At 73.3% G+C, this 17830-nt stretch carries 16 protein-coding genes; 14 read left to right on the forward strand and 2 right to left on the reverse strand.

The window, feature by feature from the left end; translation table 11 throughout:
* Positions 1-2: 2 nt before the first annotated feature.
* Positions 3-1445, forward strand: coding sequence for a DUF5719 family protein (locus tag ABD811_RS29640; RefSeq protein WP_344954971.1), 1443 nt, complete (start codon positions 3-5; stop codon positions 1443-1445).
* Between the two features lie 14 nt (positions 1446-1459).
* Here the strand turns inward: ABD811_RS29640 and ABD811_RS29645 are convergent, their stop codons facing one another.
* Positions 1460-1888, reverse strand: a complete 429-nt coding sequence (locus ABD811_RS29645; protein ID WP_344954352.1) for a metallopeptidase family protein — start codon at positions 1886-1888, stop codon at positions 1460-1462.
* 159 nt (positions 1889-2047) lie between these two features.
* Here ABD811_RS29645 and ABD811_RS29650 point away from each other — a divergent pair, with 159 nt between their 5' ends.
* From ABD811_RS29650 to ABD811_RS29690, 9 genes are all read left to right on the forward strand, one after another.
* The gene (locus tag ABD811_RS29650) at positions 2048-3328 is read left to right on the forward strand and encodes a sensor histidine kinase (protein ID WP_344954354.1); all 1281 of its coding nucleotides are present in this window, start codon (positions 2048-2050) and stop codon (positions 3326-3328) included.
* Positions 3325-4011: a response regulator gene (locus ABD811_RS29655; protein WP_344954356.1), complete on the forward strand. Its 687-nt coding sequence runs from the start codon at positions 3325-3327 to the stop codon at positions 4009-4011. The genes ABD811_RS29650 and ABD811_RS29655 overlap by 4 nt, the downstream gene beginning before the upstream one ends.
* A 136-nt stretch (positions 4012-4147) precedes the next feature.
* Positions 4148-4534 carry a DUF3499 domain-containing protein gene (locus ABD811_RS29660; RefSeq protein ID WP_344954358.1) on the forward strand — a complete coding sequence of 129 codons (387 nt, stop codon included), beginning with the start codon at positions 4148-4150 and terminating at the stop codon, positions 4532-4534.
* 194 nt (positions 4535-4728) lie between these two features.
* The gene (locus ABD811_RS29665) at positions 4729-6078 is read left to right on the forward strand and encodes a phosphomannomutase/phosphoglucomutase (RefSeq protein WP_344954360.1); all 1350 of its coding nucleotides are present in this window, start codon (positions 4729-4731) and stop codon (positions 6076-6078) included.
* Complete coding sequence (locus ABD811_RS29670) at positions 6075-6257, forward strand: Trm112 family protein (RefSeq protein ID WP_344954973.1); 183 nt, start codon at positions 6075-6077, stop codon at positions 6255-6257. The genes ABD811_RS29665 and ABD811_RS29670 overlap by 4 nt, the downstream gene beginning before the upstream one ends.
* A gap of 413 nt (positions 6258-6670) precedes the next feature.
* A complete protein-coding gene (locus ABD811_RS29675; RefSeq protein WP_344954362.1) occupies positions 6671-7807 on the forward strand; it encodes a bifunctional phosphoglucose/phosphomannose isomerase in 1137 nt (378 codons plus the stop codon).
* 43 nt (positions 7808-7850) lie between these two features.
* Positions 7851-8822: a cation diffusion facilitator family transporter gene (locus ABD811_RS29680; RefSeq protein ID WP_344954364.1), complete on the forward strand. Its 972-nt coding sequence runs from the start codon at positions 7851-7853 to the stop codon at positions 8820-8822.
* A 439-nt stretch (positions 8823-9261) separates the two neighbouring features.
* A complete protein-coding gene (locus ABD811_RS29685; RefSeq protein WP_344954366.1) occupies positions 9262-10833 on the forward strand; it encodes a sensor histidine kinase in 1572 nt (523 codons plus the stop codon).
* A gap of 92 nt (positions 10834-10925) precedes the next feature.
* Positions 10926-11606: a response regulator transcription factor gene (locus tag ABD811_RS29690; protein WP_344954368.1), complete on the forward strand. Its 681-nt coding sequence runs from the start codon at positions 10926-10928 to the stop codon at positions 11604-11606.
* Positions 11607-11653: 47 nt separating this feature from the next.
* Here the strand turns inward: ABD811_RS29690 and ABD811_RS29695 are convergent, their stop codons facing one another.
* Positions 11654-12109: a MerR family DNA-binding transcriptional regulator gene (locus tag ABD811_RS29695; RefSeq protein WP_344954370.1), complete on the reverse strand. Its 456-nt coding sequence runs from the start codon at positions 12107-12109 to the stop codon at positions 11654-11656.
* A gap of 213 nt (positions 12110-12322) precedes the next feature.
* Between ABD811_RS29695 and ahcY (ABD811_RS29700) the strand changes: the two genes are divergently transcribed.
* The 4 genes from ahcY (ABD811_RS29700) to ABD811_RS29715 all read left to right on the forward strand — a co-directional run bounded on the left by ahcY (ABD811_RS29700) (position 12323) and on the right by ABD811_RS29715 (position 17691).
* Positions 12323-13753 carry an adenosylhomocysteinase gene (gene ahcY / locus ABD811_RS29700; RefSeq protein ID WP_344954372.1) on the forward strand — a complete coding sequence of 477 codons (1431 nt, stop codon included), beginning with the start codon at positions 12323-12325 and terminating at the stop codon, positions 13751-13753.
* Positions 13754-14243: 490 nt separating this feature from the next.
* Positions 14244-15497, forward strand: a complete 1254-nt coding sequence (ahcY, locus tag ABD811_RS29705; protein WP_344954374.1) for an adenosylhomocysteinase — start codon at positions 14244-14246, stop codon at positions 15495-15497.
* Positions 15498-15518: 21 nt separating this feature from the next.
* Positions 15519-16121, forward strand: a complete 603-nt coding sequence (locus tag ABD811_RS29710; protein ID WP_344954376.1) for a hypothetical protein — start codon at positions 15519-15521, stop codon at positions 16119-16121.
* Between the two features lie 283 nt (positions 16122-16404).
* The gene (locus ABD811_RS29715; protein WP_344954378.1) at positions 16405-17691 is read left to right on the forward strand and encodes a M14 family metallopeptidase; all 1287 of its coding nucleotides are present in this window, start codon (positions 16405-16407) and stop codon (positions 17689-17691) included.
* Positions 17692-17830: the final 139 nt, after the last annotated feature.

Consider the following 17830-nt stretch of genomic DNA (forward strand, 5'->3'; position numbering starts at 1 on the left):
GCATGGACAGGGTTCTGCGGTTCCTCGGGTTCCGGTACGCGACGGCCGGGCTCGTGGCGTTGGCGTTGGTGGCCCTGTACGGGGTGGCGTCGTTGTCGCGGCCCGGGGGGTCGGCTGGGGCGGTCAAGGCGGTTTCCGCGCCTGTCACGTCTGCCGTGGTGGTGTGCCCGGCGGGGGAGAGCGGCCGGTTGAGTCTTCTGTCGGCGTCCCGTGCGCGGTCGGCTGGGCGCGTCGATGTGGTGGAGACGCGGGACGGGACCGGGGTGGCCTCGGTGGGGTCGCCCGGGGCGTTCTGGATGAAGGACGGTCTGAAGAGCGACCAGGGGTCGTACACGGCGCGGGCCTCCGGGGCGCTGGCGCCCGGACTTGAGGCGGAGCGCACCACACATTGGCCGGGGGGAGCCGACCGTGGCCTGGCGGGCACGCGGTGCGAGCGGCCTGGCACGGACCTGTGGTTCGTGGGGCCGGGCCCCGTGGCCGCCGAACGCATCGAGCTGTACCTCACCAACGTGGACGCCCAGCCCGCCTCCGTGGACGTCACCGGGCTGTCCGGGGAGGGGCCGCTCGACACCACCGACGGCAGGGGCGTCCCCGTCGAGCCGTACAGCACCAAGGTCGTGCGCATAGGCGACGCGGGGGACGGGCTGGGGGACGTGGTCGCCTCGGCCCGGGATCTCTCCCTGCGGGTGCGTGCCACCACCGGGCGGGTCGCGGCGGCCGTGCGGGTGCGGATCGACGAGGGCAAGGGCATCGAGTGGCTGCCGCAGGCGCAGCCGCCTGCCACGTCGCTGGTCGTACCGGGGCTGCCCGGTGGGGACGGGCGAAGGCAGCTACTTGTGGCCGTTCCAGGGGAGGAGGACGCCCGCGTACGGGTGCGGGTGGTCACCGCCAAGGGGTCGTTCGCCCCGCAGGGGCAGGACGTGCTCGACGCCCCCGCCGAGACGGTCACGGCCCTGGATCTCGACCGTGCCCTGTCGGGAAAGCCTGCCGCCGTACGGCTGGAGTCCGATCGGCCCATCGTCGCGGGGTTCGCGGCCGAGCGCGGTGCCGACGTGGCCTACGGGGCGGCGGTGCTTCCCCTGGGCGCGGACGGCGGTGCGGTGGCCGACAACCGGTTCGATGCCTCGCTGATCCTGACCGCCCCCGAGGCGGGGGCAACCGTACGTGTCACGCCCGTCGGCCCGTCGGGGCCGGGCAGTGCGCAGGAGGTGAAGGTTCCGGCCGGGGGGACGGCCGAGGCGAAGCTCACCGCGCCCAAGGGGGCTGAGGACGGGTTCGGGGTGCTGCTCGCACCGAGTTCAGGCTCCGGCCCCGTCTACGCGGCCCGGGTTCTTGCCACGGGCAAGGGCGATGACGGCTTGTTCACCGTCCTGCCGGTCGATCCGGCCTGGACGACCATGCGGATGCCCCCTGCCGCCGACTCCCAGCGGGCCCTGATCCCCTAGCAGCAGGCCCCAGGTCAGTCGTCGGGGGAGTCGTAGCTGGGATCGACCGATTCGGGGGAGAGGCCCAGAAGGTCGGCCACCTCCTCGACGAGGACGTCCCGGACGATCTGGGACGTCTCCCGTTCGCCGCCGCCGCGGGCCTCCACCGGGCGCCGGAACACCACGATGCGCACGGGACGTCCTGCCGTGCCGGGGCGGGTCTGGGCGAGCGGCACCGGGCCGTCGAACCACGGTTCGACCTCGGGGACCTCTTCGACGGCGAACTCCACCCGGGCCAGTTCCCGGCCCCAGCGCTGCCCGAGACGGCGCACCTCGTCGGCGACGAGGTCGTCGAAGCGTTCGGCGCGGGTACGAGAGAGGGGCGCCTGCGGGGGCGCCAGAGGGCCGCGGAGGCCACGACCGTGCCGGTCGCGGCGCCGTACGCCTGCCACACGGGATCGCACGTCACCAAGACTACCTCTCCGCCCGCGACGGGCTCCCGCCCCAGGCGCGCAGGGCCGCGCGACCGCGGCGACGGCCTTCCGGGGCCGCCGCGACGCGCCCATGAATATCGGGCGCTTCATGTACCTCTGTTGCGAATTCAGTGGTTAAAGTTACTGAGCGTGGCACACAGACCCACGTGGCCGATGGTGCGGGGATCCGCCTGGTCGCGGCTGGGGGTGACCTTCCAGCTGCTCATGTTGTTCCGGGGCCTGTTGCTGGCGATGGCGCTGGTCCTCATGCCCGCCGCCCGCCTGGACCCGGGGCTCGCGCTCGCCGTGGCCGCGCTGGCCGCCGAGACCGCGCTCGCGGCGGCGGCCTGGCGCACCGTCCTGCCCTGGCTGCGGCGCTGGCCCGTGCTGTGCTGCCTGGACGGTCTGCTGGTGTACGGAGTGCTCGCCCAGGGCGGTGTCTACGGGGAGTTCTTCCTGCTGACCGTCATGACGTCGGGCATCGCGGGCGTGCTGTACCCGTGGCGGCGGGCGCTGCTGGTGTGCGCCGCGCAGGTCGCGTTGTGCTGCCTGGCCATGGCGTCCGAGCCCGCGCACGGGACGGACGCGCTGCTGGGCCTGCCCGTCTTCTACCCGGTGACCGCCTGCGCCGGGGCCATGCTGCGCCGCCTGTTCGCCCAGTACGCGGCGGCCGAGGAGGAGAGGCGCCGGATCGAGACGGCGGTGGCCGCGGCGGCCGAGCGCACCCGGCTGGCCCGGGAGATGCACGACTCGCTGGCCAAGACCCTTCAGGGCATGGTGATGTCGGCGGCGGCGCTGCCGGTGTGGATCCGCAAGTCCCCCGACCGCGCCGAACGCGACGCCCGCCATCTGGTGTCCGCGCTGGAGACGGCCACCCGCGAGGCCCGCGGGCTGATCGCCGACCTGCGGGAGGAGGCGTACGGGCTGCCGCTGCCGCTGGCCGTCCGGCGGGTCGTCGTCGAGTGGAGCCGCTCCAGCGACGTCACCGCGCGCACCGACCTGGCCGGGGCCGCCGGGGCGATGGACGCGCCCACGGTGGTGCGTTACGAGGTCGTCTCGGTGCTCAAGGAGGCCCTCACCAACGTCGACCGGCACGCCCGCGCCGACTCCGTGGAGGTGCGCCTGCGGTGCGCCGCCGGACGTCTGGAGCTGACGGTGCGGGACGACGGGGCGGGCTTCGCGCCCCCGCCCGACGGCGCCGTCCACCTGCTCGCGCGCAAGGGGCACTACGGGCTCGTCGGCATGGCCGAACGCGCCCGCCGGGTCGGCGGCGCGCTCACCGTGGACTCCGCCCCCGGCGAGGGCACCACCGTGACGATGACGCTTCCCTGGCCGTGCGGCTCCGCCGACCCCGAAGTCTGGACGCGCTGGGCCACGGCGGACGCACCCGCCCTGTCCGCGGGGGCCTCGCCCGTACGGGAGCGGCGGTGAGCGGCGCCGGCATCCGCCGCGTACGCGCGCTCGTGGTGGACGACAACCCCGTCGTGCGCGCAGGGCTCGTCGCCCTGCTGGAGGCGGGGGACGTGCACGTCGTCGGCGAGGCCGTGGACGGGGACCACGCCCTGGAGGAGGCCAAGCGGCTGCGTCCCGACATCGTCCTGCTGGACGTGCGCATGCCCGGCGTCGACGGGCTGGCCGCCGTCGCCCCGCTCAGCGCCCTGGCCAAGGTGCTCATGCTGTCGTACGACACCGACGCCGAGGTGATCGGCACGGCGATCCGCGACGGCGCGTCCGGGTACCTGGTGCACGGGTCGTTCGCCGCGGAGGAGCTGGTGGCCGCCGTCCACGACACGGTCGCGGGACGGGCCAGCCCGCTGTCGCCGGCGGCGAGCAAGGCCGTGGTGGAGGCGCTGCGCCGCGCGACCGGCGGCGCGGCGGCCGAACCGGCCCCCGACCGGCACGCCCTGGGCCTGTCCCCGCGTGAGGCCGAGGTCATGGAGCTGATCGCGCGCGGCCACGCCAACCGGGAGATCGCCCTGGCGCTGGTCGTCTCGGAGAACACCGTCAAGAACCACGTCAACCGGATCTTCGCCAAGATGGGCGTGCGGACCCGCGGAGCGGCCATCGCGCGCTGGCTCGGCACCGCCGGTTCCCCGCCGTCCGCCCACCGCTGACCACCTCCGCGGGGTGATGCTCCTCGCACCGGCGGGTGCACGGAATGTAGTTGTTCTCGCGTAATTGGGCCGGTAACGGCGACACGTGCCGTCGGGTGGTGGCGGAGGCGGCGGGAGCGGGGTACGGTCGGCCATCGTGAGCCCCGTCCGCATCTGCTCCCGCACCGCCTGCAAGGCGCCCGCAGTTTTCACGCTCACGTACGTCTACCGCGACTCCACCGCGGTCCTGGGGCCGCTCGCAACGTACGCGGAGCCGCACTGCTACGACCTGTGCGCCGAGCACTCCGAGCGGCTCACCGCCCCCATGGGCTGGGAACTGGTGCGGCTTCCGGTGGAGGAGCAGACCGAGCCCAGCGCCGACGACCTGGAGGCCCTGGCCGACGCGGTGCGCGAGGCCGCCAAGCCCGTCCCGGGAGGGCGACAGGAACCTGTCGGGCAGGGTACCGAGATCGGCCGCCGAGGGCATCTCCGGGTCCTGCGTTCCGAACCCTCCGAAACCCACCAGAAGACAGGTCAGGACTGACCGCCGGCCCCGCCGTGCCGCACCCGGATGTGTGATTCGTCCTGGTCGGCGGCTAATCGACGTATCCCGGGTATGCGGTGGGGGTGAGCGCTGCGGGGCGGCACGGTTCCGCCCGGTAGGCTCGTGGCCTGGTGCCGGGAGCCAGGGATCGTCCCCCTGGGGGGCGAGCACAGCGATTCGGACAGGGAGCAGGAGTGGGCGATCTCGCCAAGATCTTCAAGGCGTACGACATCCGGGGCGTCGTACCGGAGGAGCTCGACGCCGAGACCGCCGAGGCGGTGGGCGCGGCCTTCGTCCGGGTGACGGGCGCGAACGCCGTGGTCACCGCGCACGACATGCGGGCCTCCTCGGTGCCGCTCGCCGAGGCGTTCGCGCGCGGGGCCACCGCCCAGGGCGCCGACGTCATCGAGGCCGGGCTGGGCTCGACCGACATGCTCTACTACGCCAGCGGCAGCCTCGACCTGCCCGGCGCGATGTTCACCGCCAGCCACAACCCGGCCAAGTACAACGGGCTCAAGCTGTGCCGGGCCGGCGCCAAGCCGGTCGGCCGCGACACCGGGCTCACCGAGATCCGCGAGCTGGTGGAGAAGGGCGTCCCCGCCCACGACGGGCCGCGCGGCACCGTCTCCTCGCGCGACCTGCTCAAGGGGTACGCCGACCACCTCAAGACGCTGGTGGACCTGTCGGGCGTCCGGCCGCTCAAGGTCGTCGTGGACGCGGGCAACGGCATGGGCGGGCACACCGTTCCGGTGGTGTTCGAGGGCCTGCCGTTCGACCTGGTGCCGCTGTACTTCGAGCTGGACGGCACGTTCCCCAACCACGAGGCCAACCCCATCGAGCCGGAGAACCTGCGCGACCTGCAGGCCAAGGTCCGCGAGACCGGCGCCGACATCGGGCTGGCCTTCGACGGAGACGCCGACCGGTGCTTCGCGGTGGACGAGCGCGGCGAGATCGTCTCGCCGTCGGCGATCACCGCGCTGGTGGCCGTGCGGGAGCTGGCCAAGCACCCCGGCGCGTCCATCGTGCACAACCTGATCACGTCCAAGGCCGTGCCGGAGATCGTCACCGAGCACGGCGGCACCCCGGTGCGCACCCGCGTCGGCCACTCGTTCATCAAGCAGACGATGGCCGAGACCGGCGCGGTGTTCGGCGGGGAGCACTCGGCGCACTTCTACTTCCGCGACTTCTGGTTCGCCGACTCGGGGATGCTGGCCGCGCTGCACGTGCTGGCCGCCCTCGGCCAGTCGGACCGGACGCTGTCGCAGCTGCTGGCCGAGTACGGCCGCTACCCGTCGTCCGGCGAGATCAACAGCGAGGTGGCCGACCAGGCCGCGGCCACCGCCCGGGTCCGGAAGGCGTTCGAGGGACGGCCCGGCGTCACCATCGACGAGCTCGACGGCCTCACCGTCGGCACCGACGACTGGTGGTTCAACCTGCGGCCGTCCAACACCGAGCCGCTGCTGCGCCTGAACGCCGAGGCGTCCGACGAGCGGACCATGGCCGAGATCCGCGACGAGGTGCTGGCGATCGTGAGGGGAAACTGACTGTGAAGCTCGACGCCTGGCTGCTGGAGATCCTGGCCTGCCCCAACTGCAAGGGCCCGCTGCGTCCCGACGACGAGGCCGCCGAGCTGGTGTGCGGCGGCGACTGCGGCTACGCCTACCCGGTCCGCGACGACATCCCGGTGCTGCTGGTCGACGAGGCCCGCGCCCCCGCGTCCTGACGTCGCGCAACACCCCCGCCGTACGCGACCGCCCTGCGAACCCGGCGCGTGCGCGGCCTCGACGCGTGGTCCTGACGCACCCTTTCGGTCTGCGCGGCCGACGCGCAGACAGACGCGCCCTTCCGGCTTGTGGACCGGCGCGCCCTGTCGGCGTGCGGAGCCGAAGTGCGCTGGCGGCGGGCGGAGTTCTGGCGCGGGGAGCCGGCCTTCGGGACGGACGCGCGTGACTCGTGACGTGAGGCGGCGCGGGCGGACGGTCGTACAGTGATCGCGTTTGCGAATCTTGACGCTTTCGCCCGGAACGTGACGGCGGGCGTGCGCGTCCGGAATGTAGGCGGCCGCGGCGAGGCCCGGACGCCGGTACAGGGTGGGGACGGCGCCCAAGGGGCGTCGCGGAGTCGAGCGGAGACCAGATGAGCGACCCGGACGGGGCGGGCGGGCTGGAGGATCCGTCCGCGATCGAGGCCGCCGACCCGGGCGGGATGCTGCGGCAGGTCGCCTCGTCGGCCGCGCAGATCCGGGAGGCGCGGCGGCTGGCCGTCGAGGCGGGCGTGGCGCGGCTGGCCGAGGAGGGGCGCCCGCGCGCGGTGGTGGTCACCGGCATGGGCGGCTCGGGCATCTCCGGGGACGTGCTGGCGGCGGTGTGCGGCACCGGCTGCCCGGTCCCGGTGGTGACGGTGCGCGGCTACCGGCTGCCCGGCTGGGTGGGCGCCGCGGACCTGGTGATCGCGGTGTCGTGCTCGGGCGGCACGGAGGAGACCCTCGCCGTCGCGGCCGAGGCGGCCCGGCGCGGCTGCCGCCTGATGTTCGTGGGCGGCGCCGACTCGCCGCTGGCCGACCTGGCCGTGCGGACGCGCGCGCTGTTCGTGCCGGTGCGGTCGGTGGGGCAGCCCAGGGCGACGCTCTGGGGCCTGACGGTCCCGTTGCTGGTGGCGGCGCGGGAGCTGGGCCTGGCGGACGTGCCGGACGCGCTGCTGGAGACGACGGCGGAACGGCTGGAGGACGTGGCGCACCGGTGCCGTCCCGACAGCGAGCCGTTCGTCAACCCGGCCAAGCGGACGGCGCTGGACCTCATGGGCGACGTCCCGCTGGTGTGGGGCACGTCCCCCCTCGCGGGCACCGCCGCCTACCGGCTGTGCTGCCAGCTCAACGAGAACGCCAAGTACCCGGGCGTGTACGGGGAGCTGCCGGAGGCCGACCACAACCAGGTGATGGCGTTCGACGGCTACTTCGCCCGTCCCCCCGCCGACCCGGGCGACTTCTTCCGCGACCGCGTCGAGGAGGCCGAGCACGGCATTCACCTGGTGCTGCTGCGCGACGTGGACGAGCATCCGCAGGTGCGCAAGCGCCGTGAGGTGTCGGCCGAGCTCGCCGCGGCGCGGGGCGTGCCGGTCACCGAGATCGTCGCCGAGGGCGCCCACCCGCTGGAGAGAATCGCGACTCTCATCGCGCTTGCGGACTACGTCACGGTTTACTTGGCTATCGCGCTGGGCGTCGACCCCACGCCCGTGCCGGCCATCCAAGATCTCAAAGCGAGGATTGTGGAATGAGAGCTGTGCGGTCCGCGACCCCGGCCAAGGCGGGAGGCGCCCGGTGAGCGCGGAGGGCGGAACCAAGGCGATCGTCGCCGCGCTGGCCGCCAACCTCGGCATCGCGGCCTCCAAGTTCGTGGCGTTCGTGTTCACCGGCTCGTCGTCGATGCTGGCCGAGTCGATCCACTCGGTGGCGGACTCGGGCAACCAGGGCCTGCTGCTGGTGGGCCGCAAGCGCTCCCAGCGCGCCCGCACCCCCCAGCACCCGTTCGGGTACGGCCGCGAGCGCTATTTCTACGCGTTCGTGGTCGCCGTGGTGCTGTTCACGGTCGGCGCGGCGTTCTCGCTGTACGAGGGCGTCCACAAGATCAGCGATCCGCACGAGGTGGAGTCGCCGGCCTGGGCGTTCGGCGTGCTGATCGCGGCGATCGTCATGGAGGGCTTCTCCTTCCGCACCGCGATCAAGGAGTCCAACCATCTGCGCGGCGACAAGTCGTGGGTGCAGTTCATCCGGCACGCCAAGGCGCCCGAGCTGCCGGTGGTGCTGCTGGAGGACCTCGGCGCCCTGGTCGGCCTCATCCTCGCGCTGTTCGGCGTGACGATGGCCGTCGTGACCGGCGACGGCGTGTGGGACGGCGTGGGCACGGTCTGCATCGGCGTGCTGCTCGGCGCCATCGCGATCATCCTGGCCATCGAGACCAAGAGCCTGCTGATCGGCGAGGGCGCCGGCCCCGAGGTCGAGCAGCGGATCATCGACGCGCTGGAGTCGGTGGACGAGGTCGACCACGTCATGCACCTCCGCACCCAGTACGTCGGCCCCGAGGAGATGCTGATCGCCGCCAAGATCGCCGTTCACCACGACGACACGGCCGCCGAGGTGGCCCGCGGCATCGACGCGGCCGAGGCGAAGGTCCGCGCGGAGTTCCCGCACGCCCGCCTGATCTACCTGGAGCCCGCCCTGGACGAGGCGCACCGCAAGCAGGACCAGACGTCCACGCAGGCGGCCGGGACGGAGAGCGCGGCTTCCTCCTGAGGCATGTTCCGACCGGAACGGCCCGTCACGTCCCCACGGACGCGGCGGGCCGTGCAGAACCAGTGGGCGCGCCATCTTCCTATGGGGGCAGCTTCCCTCGCCGGCCGGCCGAGGCCGTGCCGGTCGACCCCAGCCCAGGCATGACCGGCCGCGCCTCCGCAGAGACACTCCACGGCCGAACCGGCGAGGGCGCCTTCCCATGCGTCCGCCCGGACCCCTGAAACCGGACGGTCTGGTGTGACCCGCGGCAGCCCCGCCGAACCCCCTACGTCGGCAGGTCTGCCGCCTGCGGTCACGGTTATGACACTACGGTCCGCCGCGTCCTCCGCACGTCGTCCCAGAGGAGGGAACCGGAGTCGTCCTCCAGGGGGATCCGGGCGGTCGGCATAACACCGCACGGTGAGGTGTGCCGAGCCGGGCAACGGCCAGTATGGAGAACGTGACCAGTGACCACCGACCACCGAACGCACCGCCGACCCGCATCGGCCCGACGCTCGCCCACCATGCGTGGCGGCTGTCCGGACGCGTCGTGGCGGGACTGGGTCAGCTGCTGCTGTGGGCCCTGACCGGCATCGGCCGCCTGCTGCGTCCGCTGGCCGCCCGCATCGGCGCCAAGCTGTACGGAACCGCGCGCCGCACCCCGCCCGGACCGCCCGGGAGCCCGGGGGCGCGGGACGGCCGCACCCGCGTCACGGCGCCGGGCGACGTGACCGCCCCGCTGCCCCGCTGGATCAACGCGTGGGCCGAGTTCAGCCGGGCCTGGTACTTCGCCCCGCTCACCGGCCTGGCCCTCACCGTCGCGGCGCTGGCCGAGCTGGCGCCCCGGACCGACTCGCCGATCAGCGTGGCCGGCGGGTTCGCGGTCGCCGCGACGCTGCCGCTGGGGTGGCGCGAGGAGTTCCTGCGGCCGGTGGCGGCGATGGTCCTCGGCGCGTACGCCGCCGGGCTGCTCACCGGGCAGACGCTGCTGGTCACCACGACGTTCGCCGCGCTCTACACCCTGTACGCGCTGGGCCGCCGGCTGCCCCGGCAGTCCACCGGCGTGCTGGCGGTCGGCAGCGTGGTCACCGTCGCCGTCGTGTACCTGGCCACCGACACCCTGGACCACGTCCCGTGGCCCGCCGCCGTGCTCGCCGTGGTGGCCGCCATCGGCCTCGGCGACGCCCGGCGCACCCTGGAGACCGCCGGACGCACCCAGGCGGAGGCGGACGAGCGCACCAGCGAGACCCTGACCCGGCTCACCGCCGTGCAGCGCGAGCAGGCGGTGATGCGCGAACGGGCCCGCATCGCCCGCGAGCTGCACGACGTGGTCGCCCACTCCGTCTCCATGATCGCCGTGCAGGCCGAGACCGCCCCGTACACGATGCGGGAGCTGTCCCCCGAGGCCCGCGACGGCTACGCCGAGATCGCCCGCACCGCGCGGGAGGCGCTGGTGGAGATGCGCCGCCTGCTCAGCGTGCTGCGCGCCGACGCCAAGGCCGAACCCGAGTCGGCGCCGCAGCCGCGCCTGGAGGAGCTGCCCGGCCTGATCGAACAGCACCGCGGCGCCGGGGGCAGGGTCGACCTGGCCGTCCGGGGGGAGCCGCGGACGCTGTCCACGACGGTCGAGCTGTCGGCGTACCGGATCGTCCAGGAGGCCCTCACCAACGCACGCCGCCACGCGCCCGGCGCCGAGGTCAAGGTGGAACTGACCTATCTGCCCGACAGGCTGGCCGTCCGGGTGCTGGACGACGGGGGCTCGGCGCCCACCATGGTGCTGAACCGGGACGGGTCGCCGGCCCGTACCGCAGTACTGGATCCCGAGGCCGCCGGGACCGGCCCGTCCGGGCCCACCCGCCTGGAGGAGGCGCCTCCGGCGGAATCGGGCGGCGGACACGGTCTCGTCGGGATGCGGGAACGTGCGACCATGCTGGGCGGGAGGTTCTCCGCCGGCCCCGCCGATCACGGCGGCTTCGTGGTGGAGGCCGAACTGCCGGTCTCTTCGGTGGAGGGGGGACGCGGCTCGGGATGAGCGAGAGGGGCGGCTGATGCGGGACGGCGGAAGGCGCGGCGGAGCGGGCGGGACGCGTCCGTGATCGCCGCCGGCACCCCGGGGAGGTCGCGTTGATCAAAGTGCTGATCGTCGACGACCAGACGATCGTGCGCGCCGGGTTCGCCGCGCTGCTGGCCGCCCAGCCCGACATCTCGGTGGTCGGGGAGGCCGGCGACGGCCGCGAGGCGGTGCGGCTGGCCGAGCTGCACCGCCCCGACGTGGTGGTCATGGACATCCGGATGCCCGGCATGGACGGCATCGAGGCCACCCGCCGCATCCTGGCGCGGCCGGGCGCCGAGGCCGTGCGGGTGCTGGTGCTGACCACCTTCGACGTCGACGAGTACGTCTACGAGGCGCTGGCGGTGGGCGCGAGCGGGTTCCTGCTCAAGGACGCCACCGCCGACGAGCTGGTGTCGGCCGTCCGGGTGGTCGCGCGCGGCGACTCGCTGCTGGCCCCGCAGGTGACCGGGCGGCTGATCCGCGAGTTCACCCGCCAGCGCCGCAGCCGTCCGCGGGCCCCAGCCGAGCTGTCCACGCTCACCGCTCGTGAGACCGAGGTGCTGACGTTGATCGCGGGCGGCCTGTCGAACAGCGAGATCGCCGCACGGCTGGTCGTCAGCGAGCACACCGTCAAGACCCACGTGGCCCGCGTGTTCACCAAGCTCGGCGTGCGCGACCGCGCCCAGGCGGTCATGCTCGCCTACGAGTCCGGCGTCGTCGTCCCCGGCGAGAACGACCTGCGCCATACCTGACCCGGTGCGCGGCGCCGGTGGTGCCGGGCGCGGACGGGGCGGGGTCCTCAGCGGCGGCGCTGGAGGAGGCGCAGGGCCTTCTCCTTCTCGAAGTCGAGGGCGCGGGTGGGCGGTGCCGACAGGCGGCCGATGCGTTCGCCGAGTTCGCGGACGCGTGCCTGCACGTCCGGCTCGGCCAGCACGCGCAGCCCGAAGGCCAGCTCGGCCGGGCCGATGTCGTAGCGTTTCTCCAGTTCGAGGGCGAGTGCCACGGCCCGCAGTTCGGCCTCGCCGAACTGCCGGTGGCCGCCGCCGCGCCGCACGTCCCGTCCCGACGCGGCCCGTCCGCTCACCGGGGCCGACGTCGCCGGGGCCTGCGGAGCGCGGGCCGGCGCGCCGTCAGGGGCCGAGACGGGACGGCGGGGCGCGGAGTCGCGGGTGGCGGGCAGCAGGCCCAGGCTCTCCCGGTAGCGCAGCATCCGGGGGGACGTGCCGAGCCGCCGGGCGGCCTCCGTGATACGCATGGCTCGATTCTGACAAATCAGTGTCAGAAAGTCGCCCCCGGCCGTGCCTCCAGCCCGTGGCCGCGCCTAGACTCGCGGTCAGACCGGACCGACGCTCCTTGATCGACCGTCCACGCCCGCTCCCGCCGGCGGCGAGCCGGGCCCGAGGGCGACGCCCGATCACCCGGCGCGGCGGACCCGGTTTCCCGAGTCACCAAAAGGAGCTACGAAAGCATGGACTACAAGGTCGCCGATCTGTCGCTGGCCGAGTTCGGGCGCAAGGAGATCCGGCTCGCCGAGCACGAGATGCCCGGCCTGATGGCGGTGCGCGAGGAGTACGCCGCCGCCAAGCCGCTGCGCGGCGCCAAGATCATGGGCTCGCTGCACATGACGATCCAGACCGCCGTGCTCATCGAGACGCTCGTCGAGCTCGGGGCCGACGTCCGCTGGGTGAGCTGCAACATCTTCTCCACCCAGGACCACGCCGCGGCCGCCGTCGTCGTGGGCCCGAACGGCACCGTCGACGACCCCAAGGGCGTGCCGGTGTTCGCCTGGAAGGGCGAGACCCTGGAGGAGTACTGGTGGTGCACCGACCAGGCGCTCCAGTGGCCCGACGGCACCGGCCCGAACATGATCCTGGACGACGGCGGCGACGCCACCCTGCTGGTGCACAAGGGCGCCGAGTACGAGAAGGCGGGCGCCGTGCCCACCGCGTCCGAGGACGACCCCGAGGAATGGGCCATCATCCTCGACACGCTGCGCCGCACCATCGCCGAGAAGCCGGGCCGCTGGACCGCCACCGCCGAGGGCATCAAGGGCGTCACCGAGGAGACCACCACGGGCGTGCACCGCCTGTACGACATGGCCAAGAACGGCACCCTGCTGTTCCCGGCCATCAACGTCAACGACTCGGTCACCAAGTCCAAGTTCGACAACAAGTACGGCTGCCGGCACAGCGTGGTGGACGGCCTCAACCGCGCCACCGACGTGCTCATCGGCGGCAAGGTCGCGGTCGTGTGCGGCTACGGCGACGTGGGCAAGGGCTGCGCCGAGGCGCTGCGCGGCCAGGGCGCCCGCGTGATCGTCACCGAGATCGACCCGATCTGCGCGCTGCAGGCCGCCATGGACGGCTACCAGGTCACCACCCTGGACGACGTGATCGGCATCGCCGACATCTTCGTCACCGCCACCGGCAACAAGGACATCATCCGCGCCGACCACATGGAGCGGATGAAGCACCAGGCGATCGTGTCCAACATCGGGCACTTCGACAACGAGATCGACATGGCCGGGCTGGCCCGCATCCCCGGCATCGAGAAGATCGAGATCAAGCCGCAGGTGCACGAGTGGCGCTTCCCGGACGGCCACTCGATCATCGTGCTGGCCGAGGGCCGCCTGATGAACCTGGGCTGCGCCACCGGCCACCCGTCGTTCGTGATGTCCAACTCGTTCACCAACCAGGTCATCGCGCAGATCGAGCTGTTCACCAAGACCGACGACTACCCGATCGGCGTCTACACGCTGCCCAAGCACCTGGACGAGAAGGTCGCCCGCCTGCACCTGGACGCGCTCGGCGTCAAGCTGACCAAGCTCACCAAGGAGCAGGCCGAGTACATCGGCGTCGACGTCGAGGGCCCCTACAAGTCCGACCACTACCGGTACTGAGCGGCCGTCTGGGGGCGGACTCCCTCCGCCCCCAGACCCCGTCGAGCACCGGCGTCGCCGGCTCGCGTGCCTGGCTGTCGGGCCGCGAAGGCTCGGCGACACCAGGCCGCGCCGCCACCCGCCTGCCGCACGGGCGCGGACGGACACCGGCGCCTCAGGGGGCGCAGCGGCCCGGCCCGGTACGCGGATGGTCTTCACGGCGCGTCGGTGAGGCGCGCCCACCGCGCCGCGTCGGCCAGGCGAAGACCGGTGCGGCGGTGAGTGACGGCGCCGAGCACGCTGCGCGCTTCGGCGGTGGCAGGAGGCGAAGGCGGGCTCGGTGAACGCGCGGCGTGCGGCGGCTTCTGCGGCGGGGGCGGGCGCCGCGTCGCCCCGCCGGGACGCCCTGCATGGGGGACGCCTCGGCAAGGCGTGACGTGGGCGGGACGCGAGGCGTGTGAAGATCGTTCTGGTTGTGCGGGTGCGGGTGGGTTGACGGGGAGGTGGGCGGATGAGTGACATCGCCGACGAGTCGCTGGCGTATGAGGGCGTCAAGCGGATCGAGTGGGCGGACCGGGCGATGCCCGTGCTGCGGCAGATCCGCGAGCGTTTCGCCGTCGAGCGGCCGCTGGCGGGGATGCGGGTCGCCGCGTGCATGCACGTCACCACCGAGACGGCGGGACTCATCCGCACCCTGCAGGCGGGCGGCGCGAGCGTGGCGCTGGCGGCGTCCAACCCGCTGTCCACCCAGGACGACACCGCCGCCGCCCTGGTGCGCGAGTACGGGGCGGAGGTGTTCGCCCGCGCCGGGACGGACCGCGAGGGCTACTACCGGCACATCCACCAGGCGCTGGAGACCGGCCCGGACCTGGTGCTGGACGACGGCTGCGACCTCGTCAACACCCTGCACACCGACCGGACGGACCTGATCGGCACCGTCCGCGCCGGATGCGAGCAGACCACGACCGGCGTGATCCGCCTGCACCAGATGGCCCTGGAGGGCGCGCTGCGGTTCCCGATGGTGGCGGTCAACGACACCGACACCAAGCACATGTTCGACAACCGGTACGGCACCGGGCAGTCGACGCTGGACGGCATCGTCCGGGCGACGAACACGCTGCTGGCGGGCAAGACCGTGGTGATCGCCGGGTTCGGGTACTGCGGACGCGGCCTGGCCGAGCGGGCCCGAGGGCTGGGCGCGCGCGTCGTCGTCACCGAGATCGACCCGGTCAAGGCGCTGGACGCGGCGCTGCAGGGCTTCGCGGTGCAGCCGATGGCGCGGGCCGCCGAACACGGCGACGTGTTCATCACCGCGACCGGCAACCGGGACGTGGTGGCCGCCGAGCATCTGGCGGTCATGAAGGACGGCGCGATCCTGGCCAACTCCGGCCACTTCGACGTCGAGATCGACGTGCGGGCGCTGCAGGACCTGGCGGTCGAGGTGCACCGCGTCCGTCCGCAGGCCGACGAGTACGTGCTGGCCGACGGCCGCCGCCTCGTCCTGCTGGCCGAGGGACGCCTGGTGAACCTGGCGGCCGCGGAGGGGCACCCCGCCGCCGTCATGGACATGTCGTTCGCCGACCAGGCGCTGACCTGCGCGTGGCTGGCCACCGCGCACGCCACTCTGGACGCGGCCGTCCACCAGGTGCCCAAGGAGATCGACACCGAGGTGGCGCGGCTGAAGCTGGCGTCCATGACGATCGAGATCGACACGCTGACCGCCGAGCAGGAGGAGTACCTGCACTCCTGGCGCCTGGGCTCCTGAGCGCCGGGTAGCGTTCTGGACGTGCCGCGCGGAACGTACCTGCACGTCGAGGAAGAGGTCGAGGAGCGCTTCCAGTGCGCCCCGGGGCCGGGCGGCTGGCGGTACGTGGGCGAACGCTCCGACGGCCGCCGTATAGACGTGGTCGTGGACGCGCGGTGGCGGCAGATCCGGGTCGAGGTGCTGGCCCCCGACTGGTGGGTCCGCGGCGGCGTCACCGGCTACCAGCTGGCCTGGGTGCGCGGGGCCAGGCAGGCGGAGACCGGCGACGAGGCGGCCGAACACGACGCCCGCGCCCACGGATTCCTGGGGGAGTCGCCGAGCTTCCTGGTGACGGTCGCACGGTCCCTGCGCCTCGCCGAGGGGGAGCAGGCCGACGTGGGCCTCGTCCGGCTCGCCGGCCCCGCCCTGTCGGCGCTGACGGTGGCGCAACGCTGGCGGCTCGCCGAGGTCACCGCCTACGAGACCGACACCGAGCCGCTGCCCGTCGCGCGGTACGAGGTCGCCGACCTGGCCACGGGTGAGATCGACGAGATCCACATCGCCGGCGACGTGGTCGTCGCGGCGCCCGGCGTCGAGCTGACCGACCTGGAGTCCCCGCCCAACCTCGGCGACCTCGGCCTGTGAGATCGCATTTCAGTCGGCCCGACTGAAATTTCACCTCCCGCATCGAACGCGACTGAAAGCCGCCCCGCGACGTCTGCCGCGACCTGCGCGAACGCCGTTGCGGGGCCGGGCCGCCGCAGGTGCGCGCCGCCATTGTCAAAACCGGTGCCGACGGTCATCGTGTCGGCATCGCGAGCGCTCGTGACCGTCCCGACAACCCCCGAACCCCCTGCCGCGCCGGGCGAACCCCGCCCCCGCCCGGGTCCCGGCGCGTGCCGTCGACGAACGGTCAGGAGTGCCCCCCATGGTCATCCCCCGAAGGTCCCCGCGGCCGCGCGTGCTCGGCGCGGTGCTGGCCGCGCTGGTCCTCGTCCTCGTCGCCCTGCCGACCGCCGCCGGCGCGTCCGCCCCCGCACCCGGCGGCGCCGCGTCCGACCGGTACGTGGTCACCGGGGCGCGCACGGCCGAGCAGCGCACCCAGGTCGCCCGTACCGGCGCGGCCATCGACACCGTGCGGCCGGACGGCGCGCTGGAGGTCAGCGCCCTCCCAGCCGAGATCGCCGCCGTCCGGCGGCTCGGCCTGCGGGTCACCGCGCTGACCACGCCCGAGCCGGGCCCGACCGCCGCCGCCACCTCCTACCACACCTACGCCGAGACGCTGGCGGAGATCGACTCGGTGGTGGCCGCCTACCCGCAGATCGCCCGCAAGTTCGTGGCCGGACGCTCCTACCAGGGCCGCGACATCGTCGGCGTGAAGATCAGCGACAACGTGGCCACGGACGAGAACGAGCCCGAGGTGCTCTACATCGCCAACATCCACGCGCGCGAGCGGCTGACCAACGAGCAGGCGCTGTACCTCATCGGCGTTCTGACCAGGGAGTACGGCTCCACCAGCCGCATCACCAACCTGGTGAACTCCCGGGAGATCTGGATCATCCCGATCACCAACCCGGACGGCCAGGTCTACGACATGACCAGCGACACCTCCTCCGGCCGCGGCTGGCGCAAGAACCGCCAGCCCAACCCGACCTCGACCGGCACCGACCTGAACCGCAACTTCGCCTACCGGTGGGGCTGCTGCGGCGGCTCGTCCCCCACCGGCTCCAGCGAGACCTACCGCGGCACCGCGGCCGAGTCGGCCCCCGAGACCAAGGTGATCGCCGACTTCGTCCGCAGCCGCCGGGTGGGCGGCGTTCAGCAGATCAAGGTCTTCCTGGACATCCACTCCTACGGCGGGCTGGTGCTGTGGCCGTTCGGCTACACCTACTCCGACACGGTGGCGGGCGCCATGTCGGCTGACGAGGAGGCCACCCACCGCACCATCGGCCGCCAGCTGGCCGCGTCCAACGGCTACACCCCGCAGCAGTCCAGCGACCTGTACATCACCGACGGCACCACGGACGACTGGACGTGGGGCGACCAGCGCATCTTCTCGTTCACCTTCGAGTTGGCGGGCGGCAGCTTCTACCCGTCCCCGGCCAACATCGAGACGCTGACGCAACGCAACCGCGAGGCCCTGCTGACGCTCACCGAGTACGCCGACTGCCCGTACCGCGCCATCGGCAAGCAGACCCAGTACTGCGGCGCGTGACACCCCCGGTGCGGGCCGGCCCCCCACCCGGCCCGCACCGCCCCCCACGGCGGCACACCACCCCAACAACCACGAGCCCCCACACAGCCGCCCCGCCCGCCGCCCACAGGTGCCTACGAGGCACCAGGGGAGACCTGCG

It is taken from the genome of Actinomadura miaoliensis (genome assembly GCF_039536785.1).
GTDB lineage: Bacteria > Actinomycetota > Actinomycetes > Streptosporangiales > Streptosporangiaceae > Spirillospora > Spirillospora miaoliensis.